The organism is Paraburkholderia sp. BL18I3N2 (assembly GCF_003001875.1).
Classification (GTDB): domain Bacteria; phylum Pseudomonadota; class Gammaproteobacteria; order Burkholderiales; family Burkholderiaceae; genus Paraburkholderia; species Paraburkholderia phytofirmans.
Genome location: NZ_PVNC01000002.1, coordinates 468,334 through 489,657 on the forward strand (window position 1 = coordinate 468,334; position 21,324 = coordinate 489,657).

A 21,324-nucleotide genomic window follows, 5' to 3' on the forward strand; every position below is an offset into this window, starting at 1 on the left:
CCATGCCTGTGCTGGTCACCGTTGCCGGCGAGCGCGCTGGTGTGCGCTTTATGGAGTTCTTCGCGTCGGCAATCCGCAACCCGCACACACGCCGCGCGTATGCACGGGCCGCGGGGGATTTTCTCGCGTGGTGTGCCGGCGCCGGCGTGACGTCGATCACGGCGGTGCAGCCGCTGCACGTCGCGGCGTGGATCGAACTGCAGACGCAGACGTCGTCGGCGCCGACGGTGAAACAGCGGCTGGCGGCGATCCGCCACCTGTTCGACTGGCTCGTCACGGGCCAGATCGTGCCGCACAACCCGGCCGCCTCGGTGCGCGGCCCAGCCCATTCGACGAAAAAAGGCAGGACGCCGGTGCTCGATGCGACGGAAGCGCGGCAGTTACTGGACAGCATCGACGTAACGACACCGATTGGCCTGCGCGACCGCGCGCTGATCGCGCTGATGGTGTTTTCGTTCGCGCGGGTGGGGGCGGCGCTCGCGATGCGCGTTGAGGATGTATACACCGAGCAGCGGCGCCTGTGGGTGCGCCTGCGCGAAAAGGGCGGCAAGGCGCATGCGATGCCGTGTCACCACACGCTGGAGGCGTACCTGCACGACTATCTGGAACAGACCGGCCTGTGCGATGAACCGAAGGGGCCCCTCTTTCGCACGATTGCACGCGGCACCGGGCAGCTGAGCCCGCGAATGCTGCTGCAGGCGAATGCGTATGCGATGGTGCGCCGGCGCGCGCTCGCGGCCGGCATCGGCACGGCGATCGGCAACCACACCTTCCGCGCGACGGGCATCACCGCGTATCTGAAGAATGGCGGTACGCTCGAAAACGCTGCGGTGATGGCGAATCACGCGTCGACGCGCACCACGCAGCTTTACGACCGGCGCCGGGATGACATCAGCCTCGACGAGGTCGAGCGGATCCACGTATAGCAAATGCTTGTGTTCCCCCAACGCGGTCGACGGCGCGCCTTAGTTACAACGATTTTGCGTGACGTGGCCCGGACAGGCGAATGACCACTACAACGAGGCATCAAGATCGCGAGTCGAACAAGGCCGGCGTCCAGACGTATCACGAGCTCATGTAGTAGCACAGCTATCTGTTCGCCCAATGGTGGCAAATACATATGCGTGCGTCGTTTTGACGGAACTACGTTGGCCCCTCGTAAGCATCTAGCGCAAAAAGCGTCTTTCGCAGTTCGTCATTGAGCGCATTACCGTCGGCTACAGAAAGTTTCCATCCATGATAGGCCCCGTTTTCGTGAGGAAGAAACTCATAGATCGAGCGTCGGTAACAACCCATCCGGCGTTTTTCACCCGCAAATCCGATCGAACAGTCCAAGACTCGCTGCCCCAATTCCTGCTTGAGATCCATGATACTGATGTCTCCCCTGCTGTTCGGATGATGTTTGTCGTCGTGAGGTTCGAAACGACGTAGATGCAAATTCATTTCGGCATCATTCGTCGCGTTCGGGACATGTACCTCTCCCCCTTCCTCTGATTCAAGAACGACGATTCCCGGCTCAAACAAAGCATGGTCGGAAAAGCCGACCAGGACACTTTCGTCCCCTATTTCTTGGCAAAAGGGGTAGGGCTGCGCTTCCCCGTTTCTGTCCTTGACAACATATTGAATGTCCCACGGTGCGGATGATGCTCCGAAATTCTTAGCGTAAAAATACCAGCGCTTGATGATATCTCGATCCGCCGAATTCAATGTTTTTACGAATGATTCATCCTTAATCAGTTCCCGGTGATCAAGTGCATTTTGCTCCATCTTCAGCAAGACCAATTTTCGATGGAGCATTGGTCGGATTCGCTCCATGCATGTGAGAACCCTTTTAATGCTCAACAATGCTTCGTGGCCCTCCCAGTACTGCGCGTCAGCAGACCAATGATTTAATATTGTAATTTTCATTATATTTTCTAGAGCTGAGCTAGGTCATTTTCAATTTGATCAAAAAATCCCTGAGGCCATGCGCTAAGAGCTCCAGCGCTATCAATCTCAATAACCGTGTGGCTCGAAGCTTCCTCGTTCGGCTGTTTCTCGAAAAAATGGAATAGGACTTCGTCTGGAGCTATCCATCCCATTCTTACCGCTCGCCGGATACCGTTAATCACGTGATCGCTGTGAGTTTCTATAAATATCTGAGGCCCGTCCGAAGCGGCGAGTGCTAAATACCGGCCAATTCTGGATTGCCCCAAAGGATGTAAGTGAGCCTCTGGGTTCTCAACGATAACCACCCCTGGCGATTCAACAATTAGCGGTGCAACTATGACTGGAAGGCTATATGAAAGACCAAAGCCGATATGCGTGGGCCGAATGTTGTCAATGTCGCCATGGCGATAGAATAGCCCCGCGTTATCAACTTCTTCGTACCGTCTACCGTCGACGCCGGCTCCGGGGATCACATATTCCAGTGCAAAGCGCGCCTGTTCCTTAAGAGAGTCAGAGGTTACGCTCTCATCATCGCCGGCGAGCTTGACAAGCTTAGTTGACCAAGATGCGGCGTAGGCTTGACTGCGGGCAAACGTGCTCGACGTCAGCGCGTGTGCCACGTACTCGCCTTGGACGCCGAGAACGCCCGCGATGGGCGCTTCATCCACTGGCAGCGCATATCTGACCCTAGGCCCAATGCGTTCCGCATTGAGGTACGCGAAACTGCCGTTATTTCTCACGACAAGCGGACCGATTGCTTTGAGAGGAGCGTCGGCGATAACCAACTCGCGACTGTTTGGCGTGTCAGCTTCGTACCTTGCGACCACCGACAACGACTCCTCGACGCCATTCTCGCCGTCCATCGTCGCCGTTAATGTGATTTCGCGGCCGGCTGCTGGGTGGCAAACGTCCGTCGCTTTTCCCCCTATGAATAGTGGGCCGTTCAATTTGAGCGAAGCAATATTTCCATCGCTGTCACAAGATTGCCGCAGCAAGAGCATTGCCTGCACGACCGACGATTTGCCAGCTGCATTACCTCCAACCAGTACGTTGAGCCGCGCGAATCTACTATTAAAATTCAAAAGACTCTTGAACCCCTTTATTTCCATTCCTCGCATCATGCGACTGCTCCTTTCAGTAGATCGTCAACCCTCTGGAAGCGTGTTCTAACAGCCAGAACAGAACCTGTTCCGTAAGTTATTGATCGAACAAAAGCAGAGTCCGTTTGTATTAGATTTATAAAACTTTCCACTATCTCTGATTTGTACCATTCAATGTCGCTTAATTGATGGTTGTCTAACGCAGAAACCCAAGCCTCAAAAAGTGCCTTATTAAAGCTTGATCGACGCTCCGCATTCGCATATATTTTTCTAAAAGCTTGCCGATCGAAAAGTATTGTGGCCTTTCGCAGCGACAGCAGAATTCTTTTTTCAATGGAGCTGATCTCGGTGATCGACATTTTGTTTATTCTCTCCATAGTATCGCTAAGGAACCCATCGAAGTCCGCAAAACGATAGTCGCCACACCCGTCAATGAATGCAACCGCTCGTAACACAGTCTCGCGATCCTCTAGCCGCCTAGTCGGCACCGAGCCGGTTGTAGCCTCTCTAAACGATTCGCTACTTGCAATAGAGTCAAGAAGATCAGTTGCAGGGCCTTGGTACAGCGCATGGCGAATCTCTTGGGGCGTCAGTGACATACCGCCGGTGTTTAGGCGAGAGAAAATCGTGAATTTGGCTTGTGCCGGAGTACCGCTTTGTAGTTGATAAAGAAGAAGCTGCGTATTATCCTCGATAAGAATTCGATATCTATTTGGAAGCTGAGTAAAGGTCTTTCCTGTAAGCTCTGTGAGAAACTGAAGTCCACGCAGCGGTAGCTCGTCTTTCCAAAAACGGTGGAGTGTGGATAGCCGCTGCAGCCCATCGACGACCTCCCATCTCTCATCGTCCGTAGCGTCGATATAGAATGCCGGCAGGGGAATTCTTATCAACAATGACTCAATCAGCCGGCTCTGCCGAACATTGTCCCAAACAAATGCGCGCTGAAATGACGGTCGCAGAACGATTTCGCCTTTGTCGATTTTGCGCAAGGTCTGAAAGACCGACAAGTTGATGCTGGTTACCCGCAGCTTCCTAACGTCGTAGGGATGCGTTGGAAACTCCTCGTCTTCCCCAAATTCCGCGACGGAAGCTGGCTGCAGATCCTCATCGGCTTCAACTTCTTCGTTCTCAACGCCATACGCTTCACCGTTTCCTTGGAGCCACTCCCTCCCGGCGCTGGTCGGCGCGAGGACCCGGTTGTCGTTTTGCTCTTGCACTTCAACGAGGGACAACTTCATCAAATGCTCGCGAAACTGCTTTCTCTCCGGTAATCCGTCTATTTCGAGTTGCTTGCGTAGAAAGTCGCTCCATTCCGTTGAGCTCGCGACTCCACGGGACGCAAGAAATGACAGAGCTTCGAAGATATTGCGTTCGTTCATTGAAGCTATCCTAGGACGTACCATTTGAGCAATACTTAGAGGGCTGGGCGCTCGGCTAACTACGCGCGCCGTTCTTCGAAACGGCATCGTAACCTACGCTTTGACCGACCGGGCTGGACTGCATGCGTCAGCCTTTTCGCGCTAGATGTCCGGACCGTTGCACGATCAAGCGTCTCCTAGACTAACGGGCCGTTCAGCAAGGTCATTTTACTTGACATTCCTTTTGGACCAATTTTCTCTAGACGGAGAGTCAGTTCGGTTGACGGGCCGGTCGTTGCCAGTCCTGCCAAGAAAGATAGCCAAGCGGCCGTTTGCTGCAATCCGAAATGAATCCTCTCCTCCACCACTAATTCTCGTTAAAGCTGGCGACACTCTGGCGAGGTTTCATTTCGATGACAATTTCCCAGATGTCGTTCACCGCAACTGCGTCGTGTCTTATCGTGCGAGCGACGAAGTGGTGGCGATCTTGCGCGTGAAGCACGGCCGTCAGCAGAGGCCGTGAGGTGACGGGACTTCTATTCATGAATGTGCCGGGGCGAGACGGCGTCTATCTGTCGAGTGTCCACAAAACGGTGGTTTTCTGGACACCGCAAAAATTCCTATTCCGGACTATCGCAACCCTCTTTATCGAGTTAACATTCGCGTCAATTTTTCAACGTCCCGGTTGTGTCAATGAATCAGCGGATCGGCTACGCGCGGATCTCCACGGAGGACCAGCATTTAGACCTGCAGCGCGATGCGCTCCAGCAGGCCGGTTGCCGTGTCATCTATGAGGAAGCGGCGAGTGGCAAGAACGCTGCGCGCCTGGAACTGGAACAATGCCGGAAGGCGCTGCGCAGCGGCGATACGCTGGTGGTGTGGCGGCTGGATCGGCTCGGTCGCAGCCTGCCGGACCTTGTCCAGATCGTAGCCGGATTGGAACGCTCGGGCGTCGGTTTCGAGAGCCTGACCGAGAAGATCGAAACGAACAGCGCAGCGGGTAAGTTGGTTTTTCACGTCTTCGCGGCCCTTGCGGAGTTTGAGCGCAGCCTGATCCGTGAACGGACTCGCGCCGGGCTCGCCGCGGCGCGTGCCAGAGGCCGCTCAGGTGGCCGTAAACCCAAACTGGGGGAAAAGCAGGTGCGCGAGATTAAGGCACTCCTGCGCGATCCCGATATCCAGGTGGCGGATGTGGCGCGGCGGTACGGGGTTTCTCGCACAACGCTTTACAAGCATGTTGGTGTGATTGCTCCTCGTGGTCGAGGCGACTGATTGTGTATTCAGCCTATCACGCCAAGTACTATGCCCACGAGCTGACGCGGCGGCACGCTGCCGATGGCGTAGATCGCCTTTCGCAATCGCTGTTCGATGCAAGCGTCGATCTGAACCCACACCAGATCGAGGCGGCGCTTTTTGCCCTTCGGAACCCACTTCAGGAAGGCATTCTGCTGGCTGACGAGGTGGGGCTGGGCAAAACCATTGAAGCCGCGCTGGTGATTTGCCAGTACTGGGCCGAGCGCAGCCGCCGGCTGCTGGTCATCTGCCCAGCCAGCCTGCGCAAACAATGGGCGCAGGAGCTGCACGACAAGTTTGCCGTACCCACGACCGTAGTGGATGCCGTTTCTCTGCGCAAGCAGTCCGCTGGCGACATGCCCGCCACCTTGCAACGGTTGGTTGGCAAGACAGTCGTGATCATGTCCTACCAGTTTGCCGCCAAACTGGAGGCCGAACTGCGTGCCGTGTCTTGGGATGCGGTGGTTATCGACGAAGCGCACAAGCTGCGCAACGCGCACCGTGCCAGCAACCGTACAGGGCAGGCGCTCAAGCGCGCCCTGCAAGGTCGCAAGAAGCTGCTGCTGACCGCCACGCCGCTGCAGAACTCTTTGATGGAGTTGTATGGCCTGTCCACGCTGATCGACGAGCATCTCTTCGGTGACGAAACTGCCTTCCGCAAGCAGTTCATGAACAGCGGTGCAGGCATGGACGAGCTGCGCGAGCGCCTTGCCAGCTTTGCCAAACGCACGCTACGGCGCGACGTTTTAGAGTACATCAAATACACCGAGCGCAAGGCCCTCACCCAACCGTTCAACCCCACGGACGACGAGCAGGCGCTGTACGAGCGCATCTCGGCCTTTCTGCAGAAGGAGGAATCGTACGCCCTACCCAAACAGCAGCGCCATCTCACGGCGCTGATCCTGCGCAAGCTGCTGGCATCCAGTTCCCACGCCGTCGCCGCTACGTTGGTAACCATCCGTGAGCGCCTGCAAGGCTTGCTAGTGGTAGGCGAGACAGAAGACGACAGCAGTCAACTGGTCGAACAGCTCATCGCCGAGGACGATCTGGAGCAGGACTATCTGGAAGAGGAAGTCAGCGAGGCCGAAGATGACGCCGAAGCACTCATTAGCACACCAGCCGAAAGCGACCAGCCCGACATCAACGCTGTGCGCGCTGCCATCAGTGCCGAGATCGACGAGCTGACTGCATTCATCGATGCCGCGCAGGCCCTGCAGACCGACACCAAGGCGCAGGCGCTACTGAAGGCGCTCGCCTTGGGCTTCAGCAAGATGGTAGAACTGAGCGCGCCATGTAAAGCCATCATCTTCACGGAATCCAAGCGCACGCAGGAGTATCTGCACCGTTTCCTCTCGGCGAACGGCTATGCCGGCAAGCTGGTGTTGTTCAGCGGCACCAACAACCATGAAGACTCCACCGCCATCTACCAGCACTGGCTGGAAGAGTACAAAGGCACGGATCGCGTCACCGGCTCGCCGCAGGTGGATCGCCGCACTGCATTGATCGACCACTTCCGCAGGGACGACGGTACCGGCGCGGAAATCATGATCGCCACCGAAGCGGCCGCCGAAGGTGTCAACCTGCAATTCTGTGCGCTCATCATCAACTACGACCTACCGTGGAACCCTCAGCGCGTTGAACAGCGCATCGGCCGATGCCACCGCTACGGCCAGCGTTTTGATGTGGTGGTGATCAACTTCCTCAACACCCGCAACCAGGCCGACCAGCGCGTGCTGGAACTGCTCACCGAGAAGTTCAGCCTGTTCTCGGGCGTGTTCGGCGCAAGCGACGAAGTGCTGGGCAGCATTGAGGGCGGCCTCGACTTCGAGAAGCGAATTCTTCAGATCTACGACACCTGTCGCCAGCCGGAGCAAATCGAAGCCGCGTTCAACACCCTGCAAGCCGAGCTGGAAGAGGCCATCGCCGACCGCATCAAGACCACCCAGTCCCAGCTGCTGGAAAACTTTGACGAGGATGTTCACGACCGCCTCAAGCTGCGGCTGGACGAAGCCGAAGCCCGGCTCGACAGACTGGGTCGCTGGTTCTGGGGCGTCACCCGCTGGGCCCTAGAGGGTCGCGCACACTTTGATGAGCATTCGTACGCCTTTTCCCTAACCACCCCGCCGAACGGCACAGCCATTCAGCCGGGCCGCTATCAGCTCATTCGTGGCGCGGCGCAACCCGACATGCTTGCCCACGCCTACCGGCTCAGCCACCCGCTGGGGGAATGGAGCATAGCTGCAAGCCTAAATGTGGCGACGCCCACCGCCACCTTGAAGCTGGACTACGGCAAACACGTCGCGCGCATTTCCGTCATCGAGAAACTTCGCGGCAAATCCGGCTGGCTCGCACTGGCACGGCTGCAGGTCACCGCCTTCGAGACCACCGAGGCGCTGCTGTTTTCCGGCCTCACCGATGACGGCGAGGCGCTGGATCAGGAAACCTGCGAAAAGCTGATGAGCATCCCGGCGGCGGGCAAGCCAGGCCCGGTTCATGACGCGGTACCGAGTAGCCTTGAAGCCAACAGCCAGCGCCGTGTGCAAGCCACCATCGTCGAAGTGCTGGAAGCCAACCATCGCCTGTTCAATGAAGAGCGCGACAAGCTCGAACGCTGGGCAGACGACAAACTGCTGGCTGCCGAAGAAGCTCTGAAGAACACCAAGGCGCGCATCGCCCAGCTCAAGCGCGACGCCCGCAAGGCCTCCACCCTGCAAGAGCAGGACGGCATCCAGCGCGAGCTTTTCGAACTGGAACGCAAACAGCGCCGCCTGCGGCAGGAGATTTTTGCCGTCGAGGACGAAATTATCGCTAAACGCGATGAGCTCATAGCTTTACTGCAGCAACGGCTGCAGGAGAAAACTGACACCCAAACGTTGTTTACCCTGCGCTGGCAGGTGGTGTAGCGCTGCACGAAAAACGAGAGCAAGACAGAACCATGACCACAAAGCAGAACGTCAAATTTCAGGACCTCGTGGCCAAGCTGCGCGAGATTTTCCAGATCGACCGCCCGGAGCTGGACTTCGGCATCTACCGCATCCTCAACGCCCGCGCCGGCGAGATCAACGACTACCTGGAAAACCAGCTGGCCGAAAAAGTGCAGGCGGCTTTGACCGCCGGCAACACCGCCAGCAGCCAGCAATTGCAGGCCGAGCTGCACGAGGCCGAAAAGAACGCCCAGGCCCTGGGCGTCAGCCCCGACGGTGTTCCCAAGGTGCTGGAACTGCGCGCCAAACTGAAGGAAGCCACTACCGGTGCCAGTGAGCACGAGAACGCCGTGTTCTCGCACCTACTCGCCTTCTTCTCGCGCTACTACGAGCAAGGTGATTTCATCAGCCAGCGCCGCTACAAGGGCGACACGTACGCCATCTCCTACGCCGGCGAAGAAGTCATGCTGCACTGGGCCAACAAGGATCAGTACTACACCAAGAGCGGCGAGAACTTCGCCAACTACAGCTTCAAACTGCCGGGCGTGAACGGCAAGCCCAGCCGCAGCGTGCATTTCCGCCTCGCAGCCGCCGACACGGCCAAGGACAACCGCAAGGACAACGACAAGGAGCGCCGCTTCGCGCTCGTCGAACAGAAAATCGTGACCCGTATCGACGAACAGGGTGACGAGGTCGAAGAAGAACTGCTGCCGGTGGAGGAAGTGGACGGTAAGGACGGCACACAGGAACTGATCATCCGCTTTGAATACGCCGCCCAGCCCAAAGGTACCAAGCAGGATGCGCTGGTTACCAAGGCCGTGGCCACCGTGCTCGACGACGCTGCGGTCAAGGCGCGCTGGCTGGACTTGGGCAAGCGTGCGCCCACCGAGAAAACCCCACACCGCACCCTGCTGGAAAAGCATCTGTCGGACTACACCACCAAGAATACCGCCGACTACTTCATCCATAAGGATTTGGGTGGCTTCCTGCGCCGCGAGCTGGACTTCTACATCAAGAACGAAGTCATGCACCTAGACGATGTGCAAAACGCGGGTGCGTTCACCGACATTGAAAAGAATCTGCGCATGATCCAGTGCCTGCGCAGTATCGCGCTGGAGCTGATCGCCTTTCTGGCGCAGTTAGAAAACTTCCAGAAGAAGCTGTGGCTGAAGAAGAAGTTCGTGGTGTCCAGCCACTATTGCATCACGCTGGATCGGGTGCCGGAGGCGCTGTGGACGGACGTAGTGGCAAACGATAAGCAGTGGCAGCAGTGGATAAGTCTGGGCATCCTAAAACGGGATACTCAGTTCTCTATAGATACATTGAAAGAGCATCAGTTTTGTATGGTTGACACTAGCCTCTTCAATGCTGACTTCAACCATAGGCTGCTGAGTAGCATTGATGATCTTGAACTGGCCGTTAATGGGCTATTAGTTCACGGCGACAATTTCCAAGGGCTTGGTCTGCTGGAAAGCAAATATTCACGTAGCGTAGACTCCGTTTATATCGATCCGCCCTACAACTCTGATGCAAGTTCGATCTTGTACAAGAATGGGTATAAGTCTTCGAGTTGGGTCTCGTTAATGCAGAGTCGCCTTCAACGAAGTCGTATTCTCATGAAGGATGCGGGCGTATTAGTTGCCGCAATTGACGATGCTCAGCAAAGGGAATTGAGCATCCTTCTATCTGAAATTTTCGACAACCAGGTGCTGGGTGTAATAACGGTTCGCTCCAACCCGTCTGGGCGCCCCACGCAAAGCGGATATGCCGTATCGCACGAGTACCTTCTATTCGCTGGAAATTCAGAAGAATCGAAAATCCAACGCTTGCCGCCCACGCCAGCTCAGATGGCACGCTTCAAGGAGAAAGATGACGAGGGGGTGTTTGAATGGCGCAACCTTCGCCGTGAGGGTTCAGACTCGGACAGAAACGCACGCCGTTCCATGTACTATCCGATCTACATATCCAATCAATCTCTGAGAGTCCCCCCACTTGAGTGGCGGGCTGACACCGAAGAGTGGGTAGCGCTCGAGAAGCCCCGGAGCGATGAGTCAATTGTGTTCCCCGACAACGAAGACGGAGTTCAAAAGCGCTGGCGATGGGAATGGAAGACAGTTGAAGCTAAAAAAGCCGAACTCGCAGTGCGAAATGATCGTTCTGGCAAGAGTTACGTGTATTGCAAGAGGCGGCCCAATGATGATGGCGTTGTATCTGTGTCGACGTGGGCAGACGCAAAACACTCGGCGACCGAGCATGGGACCGCTCTGCTGAAAACCTTGTTCGGAGTTAATCCCTTCTCATATCCAAAGTCGATTCACGCCGTTGTGGACGCGATTTATATCTCTGGCGCTAACAGAACGGATGCACTGGTGCTGGACTATTTTGGCGGGTCCGGAACGACAGCACATGCCGTCATCACTTTGAACCGCAGGGATGGGGGCAGACGGCGGTATCTACTGGTTGAGCAGGGAGAGTATTTCGATACCGTGCTCAAGCCACGTTTGCAGAAGGTTGTATTCTCTGTCGAGTGGAAAAACGGAAAGCCGGCCGCACCTGAGACCGGCATCTCCCACTGCTTCAAAGTCCTCAAACTCGAAAGCTACGAAGACACCCTGAACAATCTGCAACTGCGCCGCACGCAGGCGCAAGGCGAGCTGCTGAACGCGCTGCCCGAGCAAGCCAAGAACGACTACCTACTCAACTACCTGCTGGATGTGGAAAGCCGTGGCTCGCTGCTGTCGGTGGAGGATTTCAGGAGACCCTTCGACTACACCCTCAACGTGGCCGTGGACTCGGCTGGCGCGTTCGAGCCGCGCAAGATCGATATGGTCGAAACCTTCAATTTCCTGATCGGCCTGCGCGTTAAGCACATCGACGCCCAGCCCGAGCACGGCTTTGTCACCGTCACCGGCACGCTGCCCGGCGGTGAGACCTGCCTTGTGCTCTGGCGCGACTGCGCTGTGCTCGACTACGACGGCATCAGCAAGCTGTGCGACAAGCTGGCCATCAACCCGGCGGACAACGAGTTCGACGTGGTCTACCTCAACGGTGACCACAACATCCCCACCGTGCTGACGCAGACCGCCGAGGAAGGCGGCGCAACTCGCGTACTCAAGCTGCGCCAGATCGAACCGGAGTTCCTGCAGCGCATGTTCTCGGTGGAGGACATCTGATGGCACGACCACGCAAGGCGGGCACCGCTGCGGGTGCTGTGTCGGCCGCGCGCGCCGGTGGCAAGAAGCGCAGCTTTCACCAGGAGCTGGTACTCAATCGCTGGATGCTGCGTTTCTTCAATGTCGAGCATCTGAGCGCGTTGAAGCTGCGGCTGGGCGATGACCGGCACGAAGGCATCGACGAAGACGGGCAGACCGACTTCTTCCATGAGCTCGTGCGCGGTCTGTTCAACCCCAACCTGATGGCGGAAGCCGAACTGCGGCGCTACGACCTGGCCATCGTCAGTCACTGGCAGACCATCACCGAGCAGCGCAACAAGCTGGAAGGCCATGCGCTGCAGATGAAGTACTTCCAGTATCTGTCGCTGCTGTTCACCGAGATCTACTTGGACTGGTACTTCAACAAGCGGCAGGCGCTGCTGGACGGCCTGAACGAAGAGATTGCGCGCTACCGCGCGGAGAACGGCGCGGAGCCCTTCCGCGACTTCGAGGCGGACGACTTGAACAAGATCGCCTTTTGGAACGCCACCGGCAGCGGCAAGACGCTGCTACTGCACGTCAACATCCGCCAGTACCTGCACTATTTCCAGGCCGGTCGCTTCGATCACTATCCGAGCAAGATCATCCTGCTTACGCCGAATGAGGGCTTGTCACGCCAACATCTGGATGAGCTGCATCTGTCGGGCTTCGGTTTTGCGCAGTTCTTCAACAAGGCGCAGACCCCGGCGCGCGGCACCATCGAGATCATCGATATCAACAAGCTGGGCGATGAGATGGGCGACAAGACCGTCGCTGTCGATGCCTTCGAAGGCAACAACCTGGTGCTGGTGGATGAAGGACACCGCGGCACCGGCACGGCAGCCGGGGCCTGGATGGCGCGGCGCGATGCGCTGGTGCGTGGCGGGTTCGCCTTCGAGTACTCGGCCACCTTCGGGCAGGCCGTGGCCAAGGGCATGACCGTGGCGGCGGCGGAAGAGGACATCCAGAAGAAGCGCGCCAAGATGCTGTTCGATACGACTAGCTTGAAGAAGCTGGACGACGGGCAGTTGGCACAGCTTGCGCTCACGGCCGACGACAAGCGCCGGGCGCGCATCACCGCCACGCGTGAAATCTACGCCAAGTGCATCCTGTTCGATTACTCGTACAAGTTCTTCTATGAGGACGGCTACGGTAAAGAATCGCTGATCCTCAACATGAAAGGAGAAGCCTACGAACAGGCCGACAACGCCCGAAAGTACTTCACCGCCTGTCTGCTGGCCTTCTATCAGCAACTGTGGCTGTGGAGCACTCACCGCGACAAACTTACCGACTTCAACATCGAAAAGCCGCTGTGGGTGTTCGTGGGCAATACGGTGTCGGGCGAGGAATCGGACATTCTGGAAGTGGTGAACTTCCTCGCCGACTTCGTCAACAACGAGGCGCAGATCAAGGCCTGGCTGGCCGATTTGATTGCCGACCGCGCGCAGATTCTGGACGCCAAGGGCAACAACATCTTCAAGGGGCGCTTCACGCCCCTGATGGGATACACCGACAAGGTGGATGCCCTGTACGCCGACATCCTGCTGCGCGTGTTTAATGCACCGGCGCGGCAGCGCCTGAAACTGGTCAACATCAAGAGCAGCAAGGGCGAGCTTGCGCTGCGCGTGGGTGACGCGGAGCCCTTTGGGCTGATCAATATTGGTGACGATGCCGGCTTCTTCGGCATGTCGGAGGATGTGGAGGCCTTCGACAGCGAGCGCGACGACTTCGGCGGTGCGCTGTTCGGCACGCTGAACAAAAAGGACAGCCGGCTCAATGTGCTGATCGGCTCGCGCAAGTTCACCGAGGGCTGGAGCAGTTGGCGCGTCTCCACCATGGGCCTGCTGAACATGGGTCAGGGCGAGGGGTCGCAGATCATCCAGTTGTTCGGACGTGGGGTGCGTCTCAAGGGCAAGGGCTTCTCGCTCAAGCGCACACTTCCGCACGATCGGCCCAAGGGCGTGCATCTGGACAAACTGGAGGCGCTCAACATCTTCGGCGTGCGCGCCAGCTACATGGCTGCGTTCAAGGACTACCTGCGCGAGGAAGGCATTACGCCCAGTGACGAAGTGCTGGAACTGAACTTCCATACTCGGGCCAATCTGCCCAAGGGGAAGCTCAAGACCTTGGCGCTGAAGGATGGCTACAAGGACAACCAGAAGCTCGGCTTCAAGCGCACGCATTTCCCTTGGCTGTATGAGATCCCCGCGCAGTTCCAGGGCAAGATCAAGCCGCCGCATGTGGCGCTGGATCTCTACCCGCGCGTGGAGGCGCTGGCGACGCAGGAAAAGACGGCTGTCACCACGACCGAGGCCCGGCACAAGGGCAAGCTGAACGCCGGTCTGTTTTCGGTCTTCAATTGGGACCGCATCTACTTAGCCTTGCAGGACTACAAGTTGCAACGCAGCTGGAGCAACCTGCGACTGGATCGCCAGAAGCTGATCGACTTCTGCGCGGGCGCGCAGGACTGGTACACGTTGTTCATTCCGGCGGCGGAGCTGGCCGTGAACACGTTCGCCGATATCCGCAAGCAAGAAGACATCCTGATCCGGCTGCTGACCGACTACACCGACCGCTTCTACAAGGCGCTAAAAACGGGCTACGAGGGCCAGTTCTACAACATCACTCACATCGACGAAGGTCACGGGTCGATGCTCAAGCTCTACCAGTTCGAGATCGACAACAACGACGACGGGCTGGAGTACCAGAAGAAGCTGGAAGTGCTGAAGAAGCTGGTGACCGACGGCAAGATCGGCGAGGCGAGCCAGTGGAACGCCCCGCATATGGTCGCCATCAGCTTCGACCGGCATTTGTACTACCCCTTGCTGGCACTGGAGGACAAGGACGCGTTGCCGTTGAAGCTTCGCCCACTGGCCTTTGATGCGCCGAGCGAATGGGCCTTCGTCCGCGATCTGGAGGCGTTCTACAATTCAGGCGAAGGCAAGGAAGCGATTGGCCCGCGCAGTCTGTATCTGTTGCGCAATGCGGATCGGGAAGAGAAGGGCCTTGGCTTTGCTTTGGCAGGCAACTTCTACCCAGACTTCCTGCTGTGGCTGGTGGACGATGCCAGCGGCAAACAATGGCTGACCTTCGTCGATCCGAAGGGGCTGCGCAATCTCGACCTGTCGCATCCCAAGCTCGGGCTGTACAAGGAAGTGAAGACACTGGAAACAACGCTGGCGGCGCAGGCCAAGCCGGGCGAACCGCCGCTGGTCTTGAATGCCTTCGTCCTGTCGCCGACGAAGTTTGCGGATCTGCTCAACGTGGGTGATCTCACGAAGAAGGCCGAATTGGAGAGCCGCCATGTGTTGTTCATGGAAGAGGGCGGAAGCGCCTATCTGAAGAAGCTATTTGATGCCCTCTGCTGAGTACGAGGTAACAGCCAACATGGTGTTAGTCATGGTACCCGAGATACGTGCATCCATAAGCTAATGAATTTAATAGGGAATTTCACTTAATTTACAATAGGGTGGGAATCGTCGGACTTCACAACGGCTCACGTAAGTTGTATTAACCGATACTCCACCAAACAGACAGTGACCGATGCAGTGTCGTCTGTTTCGCTCTGGTGGCATCGCTCATGAGGTCCGAGTGCTCCATCTTGACCGGAAAAAAACAGCTTGCACGGAAAGAGCGGTCCGCAAGATTGGACGAGGACTCATCGGACAGTGTCAGTCGAGTCAAATGCTGCTGGCTACACGTAAGTTGCCTTGCCTTGACTTGACTCCCGATGGAGAGGAGCGTCTGGGGGCATTTCATGAGGGCATGACATGACGCCCGCAAGATGTGTTGGAGTTACGACAATCTCTTTGCTAGATCCTCGGCACGTGGGTGGTAGTAACGCATCAACATGCGTGGGTCTTTGTGGCCGGTTATCTTTGTAAGTTCATGCATGGGGAAGATCGACGCCAAGCGGGAAGTAGCCTCATGTCGCAAGTCGTGAAAGCGAAGATCGGTTAGGAACTTGCTATCTGGCTTCAGTTTGGCAGCCCTGCACTCATCGACGTAAATCTTGCGGGCGCGTGCCACTGCGCGCTCGAAAGCTCTAGTAACTGCGTCGCTGCGAATCTCGAAAATACGATCGGTGCCTTCGTCGCCTTCGTCGCCTTCGTCGGAACTATTCTCCTTGTCGTCATCCCGCGCGTCTCCCAACGTCTGAAGTACGGAAACAGCGCGCGAAGACAATGGTATGTCACGGGCATCTCCGTTCTTCGTCGACGGTAGGTGCGCGACGCGGCGTTTGAGGTCTACGTTAGCCCACAACAGCGAGACGATCTCGCCCCGACGCATTGCCGTTTCGACGGCCAACCAGATGATGGACGGTAGCAACGCCGAGCTGCTAGCCTTTGCTACGCGCTCAAGCTCGCCGTCCTGCGCCCGGCGTTCCGACTCGGAATCGTCTCCGCTTAGCGTGCTAACAGGTGCGTCGCCGACGGCAATGCGCCGCGTGCGCGCGTTGTTGGGCTGCGGCTTTCGCACTAGCTCGACAGGATTCGAAAGGCTTTCCATGCCCCATTCTTTGCGGGCGATGTTAAACACATGCGACAGTACAGCTAAGCGGCGCAGCACTGTCGCAGGCTTGTACTCCTTCAGCCATTCGTCGCGGAGCTTGGCTATATCTGCGCTGCGGATCGTGGCTAGCGGTCGTTTCGCTAGTTCAACTGCCTTGCAGGTCTTGAGGACAGAAGTTTCCTGCGCGGCCCCCCTCTTTGACTGCGAAACCTCTTCCTCATAGCGCTTCAGTGCTTCATAGAGCGTTGTCGCTTCGGCTTCAGTGCGGCTGACCCATACGCCGCGCGACATTTCCGATTCGATCATGCTGGCCCAAGCTTCCGCCTCGGCCTTGGTGGTGAAGGTCTTGCTTTGTGCCGGGTAGCCACGTCGGCGGACCTGTGCCTCCCATTGGTACTGCCCACGCTTACGTATGGTTGGCATTTTCAGTTCTCGCTCAAACTTAGTGTGGCGAGATTGTGGCAAATAATCGAATTCGGCGCCAGAAGCCTTGGTTTTGCTGGTAATATTTTTACATTCGCAATGCGAAGGTCGGGCGTTTTTATCGTTCTCTGCTCAACAAAATCGCAAAGGTTCAAATACCAAGCAGAATCTGAGCTTTCCGACAACGAAGCCAGCCATCGCGCTGTGTGGTTATGGCTTGGAACACATTGGTCGACGAGCTCCGAGCGTGCCGACATTCCGCGATCAATCTTTAATGGTCCTAATTAACTCACGTATGCCTCACGCATAGCAACGCCGGTACATCATGATCAAGAAGATGTCCGAAAAACTAAAAGATTTACAAGCGATTCGCTTGTAAATCTTTCAAATTCTTGGTGAGCAAGAATGACTGGAAGAGTCATGCGACGGATTAAGAGGCCCTCGCTCTTGGCTCCGCTCTTGCCCCGTCAGTCCTTCGCAATAACTGACGTCCGTGCGTGCGGCCACTTCGCTCGACCAAACTCTCGAGCGGCGAATGTGAAGGCTAGCGCAAACTTGCCTGATTTTTTGCGATCTGCGTCAGCGGTTTTTCACTTACCTGGCACAGTTTTCACTTTCTGTCGCACGCGGCAACCCGGACACCAATCATCGCCGTCTCATCGCAATAGGCCAGTCGCATTAACTCTGTCCCACAGTCGCAAAACTGTGGCGGCAGTCGCACTTACTCTGGCGCCCTACGGTGGCACCCGACACCTCAAACATCAATATTCCCCGCCCGCAACGCATTCGACTCAATAAACGCCCGACGTGGCTCCACATCATCCCCCATGAGCGTAGTGAAAATGCCATCAGCCGCAATAGCATCCTCAATCTGCACACGAAGAAGACGACGCACCGTCGGATCCATCGTAGTTTCCCAAAGCTGCCCAGGGTTCATCTCACCGAGACCCTTATAGCGCTGCTTCGAAATATTCCGCTCAGCATCCGCCAACAACCACTTCATAGCGGACTTAAAGTCAGTAACCGCCATACTCCGCTCACCACGCTTAATGACAGCGCCAGTCCCAATCAACCCCTTAAACGTATTAGCGGTATTGATCAGCTGCTGGTAATCCGCAGTAAGTTGAAAATCCTGATCCAACACAGAAATCTTCTGATTCCCGTGATGCGTCCGCGCAACCCGCAGCGAGCGCAACTCACGAACCGGGTCATACATCGTCGTAACCTTAACCTCAGGCTTCAACGGATCATCCCTTAGCTTCGCTTCGAGAGCCTTAGCCGACGCATCAGCCGCTTCTTCGCTAGACAGGTCAATAGCAATCCCATCCATGATGGCCTCAAGCGCCCCAGCGTCATACAACCGGCTCAACCGATTAACAACAGCCTGAGCCAGCAAATAAGCCCGGGCCAACTCACCCAAAGCATCGCCTGTAATCGGAGTCGAACCTTCAGAAGCCAACAACTCCGACCCCTGCAACGCCAGCTTCAGAATGTGAGCATTAACCTCAGCCTCATCCTTCAAATACCGCTCATCCTTACCCGCCTTGATCTTGAACAACGGCGGCTGCGCGATATAGATATACCCACGCTCGATCATCTCCGGCATTTGCCGATAGAAGAACGTCAACAACAGCGTCCGAATGTGCGCACCGTCAACGTCAGCATCGGTCATGATGATGATGCGGTGATAACGCAGCTTATCGAGGTTGTAGTCTTCCTTACCAATCCCGCAACCCAGCGCAGTAATCAGCGTAACAATCTGCTCCGAAGAAAGCAGCTTGTCATACCGCGCCTTCTCCACATTCAGCACCTTGCCACGCAGCGGCAAAATCGCCTGAAACTTCCGATCCCGACCCTGCTTCGCCGACCCGCCTGCCGAGTCACCCTCGACGATATAAATCTCGGACTTCGCCGGATCCTTCTCCTGGCAATCCGCCAGCTTCCCAGGCAGACCCACGCCGTCGAGCACACCCTTGCGACGCGTCATCTCACGCGCCTTCCGAGCCGCATCCCGCGCGCGCGCGGCATCGACAATCTTGCTGCAAATAATCTTCGCGTCATTCGGTGTCTCGAGCAGGAACTCTTCGAGCGCCTTCGCGACCACATCCTCCACCGGCGCGCGCACTTCCGACGACACCAGCTTGTCCTTCGTCTGCGCGCTAAACTTCGGCTCCGGCACCTTCACCGACAACACGCACGACAACCCTTCACGCATATCGTCGCCCGAAGTCTCAACCTTCGCCTTCTTCGCGACTTCGTGATCGTTGATGTACTTGTTCAACACGCGCGTCATCGCCGCACGCAAACCGGTCAAGTGCGTCCCGCCATCGCGCTGCGGAATGTTGTTCGTGAAACACAGCACGTTTTCGTTGTAGCTGTCGTTCCACTGCATCGCCACTTCCACGCCCACGCCGTCTTTCTCGCCGCTGATATGGAAAATGTTCGGGTGCAGCACAGACTTGTTCTTGTTGATGTACTCGACAAAGCCCTTCACGCCGCCCACGAACGCGAAATCTTCTTCCTTGCCGGTGCGCTGGTCGGTCAGCTTGATTCGCACGCCGTTATTCAGGAACGACAGTTCGCGAATCCGCTTGGCGAGAATGTCGTAGTGATATTCGATATTGCCGAAAATCGTCTCGTCGGCGAGGAAGTGCACTTCGGTGCCGCGGTTCTCGGTCTCGCCGACAACCTGAATCGGCGAAACAGCCACGCCGTCGATCTCTTCGATAATGCGGTTCTGCGGCACGCCACGGTGGAATTCCATGAAGTGCTTCTTGCCGTCGCGGCGAATGGTCAAACGCAGCCACGCCGACAATGCGTTCACGCACGACACGCCCACGCCGTGCAGGCCGCCGGACACCTTGTAGCTGTTCTGGTCGAACTTGCCGCCGGCGTGCAACTCGGTCATCACGATTTCAGCGGCGCTGCGCTTCGGATCGTGTTTGTCGTCCATCTTCAGACCGGTCGGCACGCCGCGGCCGTTGTCGGTGATGGAAATGGAGTTGTCCGCGTGAATGATCACCTGGATGTCGTTGCAATGCCCCGCCAACGCTTCGTCGATGGAGTTGTCCAGCACTTCGAATACGAGGTGATGCAGACCGGTCCCGTCCGATGTATCCCCGATGTACATCCCGGGCCGCTTGCGCACCGCCTCCAGACCTTCGAGGATCTGAATCGAGGATGCGCCGTAGCTGTTGTCGGGTTGCGAATTGTTCGTTTCAGTCATGGATTTTTTCCGGTTCTGCGTTGCTGCAAGGTTGCTGCTCGGGACTTTTCAAATCACCATAAAAACGCCAAAGGGGCGCTGCGCCCCTTGGTGTGTTCGTTGGTGTTGGACGCATTAGATGCGCATCGGCATCACGACGTATTTGAATTCGTCGTTCTCGGGAATCGTGATCAACGCGCTGGAGCTGGCGTCGCCCAGGCTCACTTGCAACGTGTCGACCTTCAGGTTCGCGAGCACGTCGAGCAGATACGTGACGTTGAACCCGATATCGACGCTGTCGCCGTCGTATGCGATTTCCAGTTCTTCCTGCGCCTCTTCCTGATCGGCGTTGGTCGACATGATCTTCAACTGGCCCGGCTCGATGATGCAGCGGACGCCCTTGAATTTGTCCGACGTCAGAATCGCGGCGCGTTGCAGCGAGCGCTGCAGTTCTTCACGGCCGATCACGAACTGATTCTTGTGCGACTTCGGAATCACGCGCTGGAAGTCGGGGAATTTGCCTTCCACCAGCTTCGACACCAGTTCGACCTGGCCGAACGTGAACTTGACCTGCGTCTGCGCGATGTCGATCTTCAGCGTGTCGTCGATATCTTCCAGCAGGCGCTGGAGTTCCAGAATCGTCTTGCGCGGGATGATCACTTCCTGACGCTGGAACGAGCCTTCGATCTTCATGGACGAGAACGCCAGACGGTGGCCGTCCGTTGCGACCGCCATCAGCTGGTCGCCGTCCACTACCAGCAGCATGCCGTTCAGGTAGTAGCGGATGTCCTGCTGGGCCATCGAAAAATGGACCATGCCGAGCAACTGGCGGAACGTCTTTTGGGGAACCACGAGGTTCGCGCCGTAGTCTTTAGCTTGCGCGACCGTCGGGAATTCGTCCGCGGCGAGCGTTTGCAGCGCAAAGCGGCTCTTGCCGGATTGCACGGTCAGACGCTTGTCGTTCAGCGTGAGCGTGACCTGCCCGTCGGGCATGGCGCGCAGAATGTCGAGGAGCTTTCTCGCTGCCACCGTGGTCGCCACCGAATCGCCGCCCACACCGAAATCGGCGCGCGTGGTGATCTGCAACTCGAGGTCGGTCGACAGGAACGACACATCGGGGCCGTTCTTGGTAATCAGCAAATTGGCGAGGATCGGCAACGTATGGCGGCGTTCGACGATGCCGCTCACAGTTTGCAGCGGCCTGAGGAGGTTATCGCGTTCGGTCTTGACCAGTTGCATAGAGTTCCTTCGTTGATATAACGGCCTGCGCGCCTTGCCAGGCAAGCTTTTCCGCGCGCAGCCACGACTCCCCGCCGGCGCCACGCTGCGCCTGTCACGGCGTGAAATCCGCCCGCGGCCGCCGGGCGGTTAAACCTGTATTGTGCCTGA

Annotated in this window: 11 protein-coding genes; 5 read left to right on the top strand and 6 right to left on the bottom strand. The window is 57.1% G+C overall.

From position 1 onward, the window contains the following. Window positions 1–2: 2 nt before the first annotated feature. Entirely contained in the window at window positions 3–926 is a 924-nt protein-coding gene (locus B0G75_RS08075; RefSeq protein WP_181309211.1) for a tyrosine-type recombinase/integrase, read from the top strand. A 217-nt stretch (window positions 927–1,143) separates the two neighbouring features. Here B0G75_RS08075 and B0G75_RS08080 read toward each other — a convergent pair whose 3' ends face one another. The 3 genes from B0G75_RS08080 to B0G75_RS08090 form a co-directional block, all read right to left on the bottom strand. Further along, the gene (locus B0G75_RS08080; RefSeq protein ID WP_146142487.1) at window positions 1,144–1,797 is read right to left on the bottom strand and encodes a hypothetical protein; all 654 of its coding nucleotides are present in this window, start codon (window positions 1,795–1,797) and stop codon (window positions 1,144–1,146) included. Between the two features lie 119 nt (window positions 1,798–1,916). Then, the gene (locus B0G75_RS08085; RefSeq protein ID WP_106302939.1) at window positions 1,917–3,050 is read right to left on the bottom strand and encodes a DUF3696 domain-containing protein; all 1,134 of its coding nucleotides are present in this window, start codon (window positions 3,048–3,050) and stop codon (window positions 1,917–1,919) included. Next, entirely contained in the window at window positions 3,047–4,408 is a 1,362-nt protein-coding gene (locus B0G75_RS08090; protein WP_181309199.1) for a DUF262 domain-containing protein, read from the bottom strand. Before B0G75_RS08090 ends, B0G75_RS08085 begins: the two co-directional genes overlap by 4 nt. 672 nt (window positions 4,409–5,080) lie before the next feature. Here B0G75_RS08090 and B0G75_RS08095 point away from each other — a divergent pair. Genes B0G75_RS08095 through B0G75_RS08110 form a run of 4 tightly spaced genes read left to right on the top strand, consistent with a single transcriptional unit; the run spans window position 5,081 to window position 15,163 of the window. Further along, a complete protein-coding gene (locus B0G75_RS08095) occupies window positions 5,081–5,659 on the top strand; it encodes a recombinase family protein (protein ID WP_106302945.1) in 579 nt (192 codons plus the stop codon). A gap of 2 nt (window positions 5,660–5,661) precedes the next feature. Further along, window positions 5,662–8,583 (top strand): SNF2-related protein, encoded by a 2,922-nt coding sequence (locus B0G75_RS08100; RefSeq protein ID WP_106302948.1) that lies wholly within the window; start codon window positions 5,662–5,664, stop codon window positions 8,581–8,583. 32 nt (window positions 8,584–8,615) lie between these two features. Continuing rightward, window positions 8,616–11,777 (top strand): site-specific DNA-methyltransferase, encoded by a 3,162-nt coding sequence (locus B0G75_RS08105; protein WP_106302951.1) that lies wholly within the window; start codon window positions 8,616–8,618, stop codon window positions 11,775–11,777. Then, window positions 11,777–15,163, top strand: a complete 3,387-nt coding sequence (locus B0G75_RS08110) for a DEAD/DEAH box helicase family protein (RefSeq protein ID WP_106302954.1) — start codon at window positions 11,777–11,779, stop codon at window positions 15,161–15,163. The genes B0G75_RS08105 and B0G75_RS08110 overlap by 1 nt, the downstream gene beginning before the upstream one ends. 427 nt (window positions 15,164–15,590) lie before the next feature. Here B0G75_RS08110 and B0G75_RS08115 read toward each other — a convergent pair whose 3' ends face one another. The 3 genes from B0G75_RS08115 to dnaN form a co-directional block, all read right to left on the bottom strand. Further along, window positions 15,591–16,730 (bottom strand): site-specific integrase, encoded by a 1,140-nt coding sequence (locus B0G75_RS08115; RefSeq protein WP_181309200.1) that lies wholly within the window; start codon window positions 16,728–16,730, stop codon window positions 15,591–15,593. A 754-nt stretch (window positions 16,731–17,484) separates the two neighbouring features. Beyond that, a complete protein-coding gene (gene gyrB, locus B0G75_RS08120) occupies window positions 17,485–19,956 on the bottom strand; it encodes a DNA topoisomerase (ATP-hydrolyzing) subunit B (RefSeq protein WP_106302957.1) in 2,472 nt (823 codons plus the stop codon). A gap of 114 nt (window positions 19,957–20,070) precedes the next feature. Further along, on the bottom strand, window positions 20,071–21,174 hold the full coding sequence (gene dnaN / locus B0G75_RS08125; RefSeq protein WP_007180118.1) for a DNA polymerase III subunit beta: 1,104 nt from the start codon (window positions 21,172–21,174) through the stop codon (window positions 20,071–20,073). Window positions 21,175–21,324 lie beyond the last annotated feature (150 nt).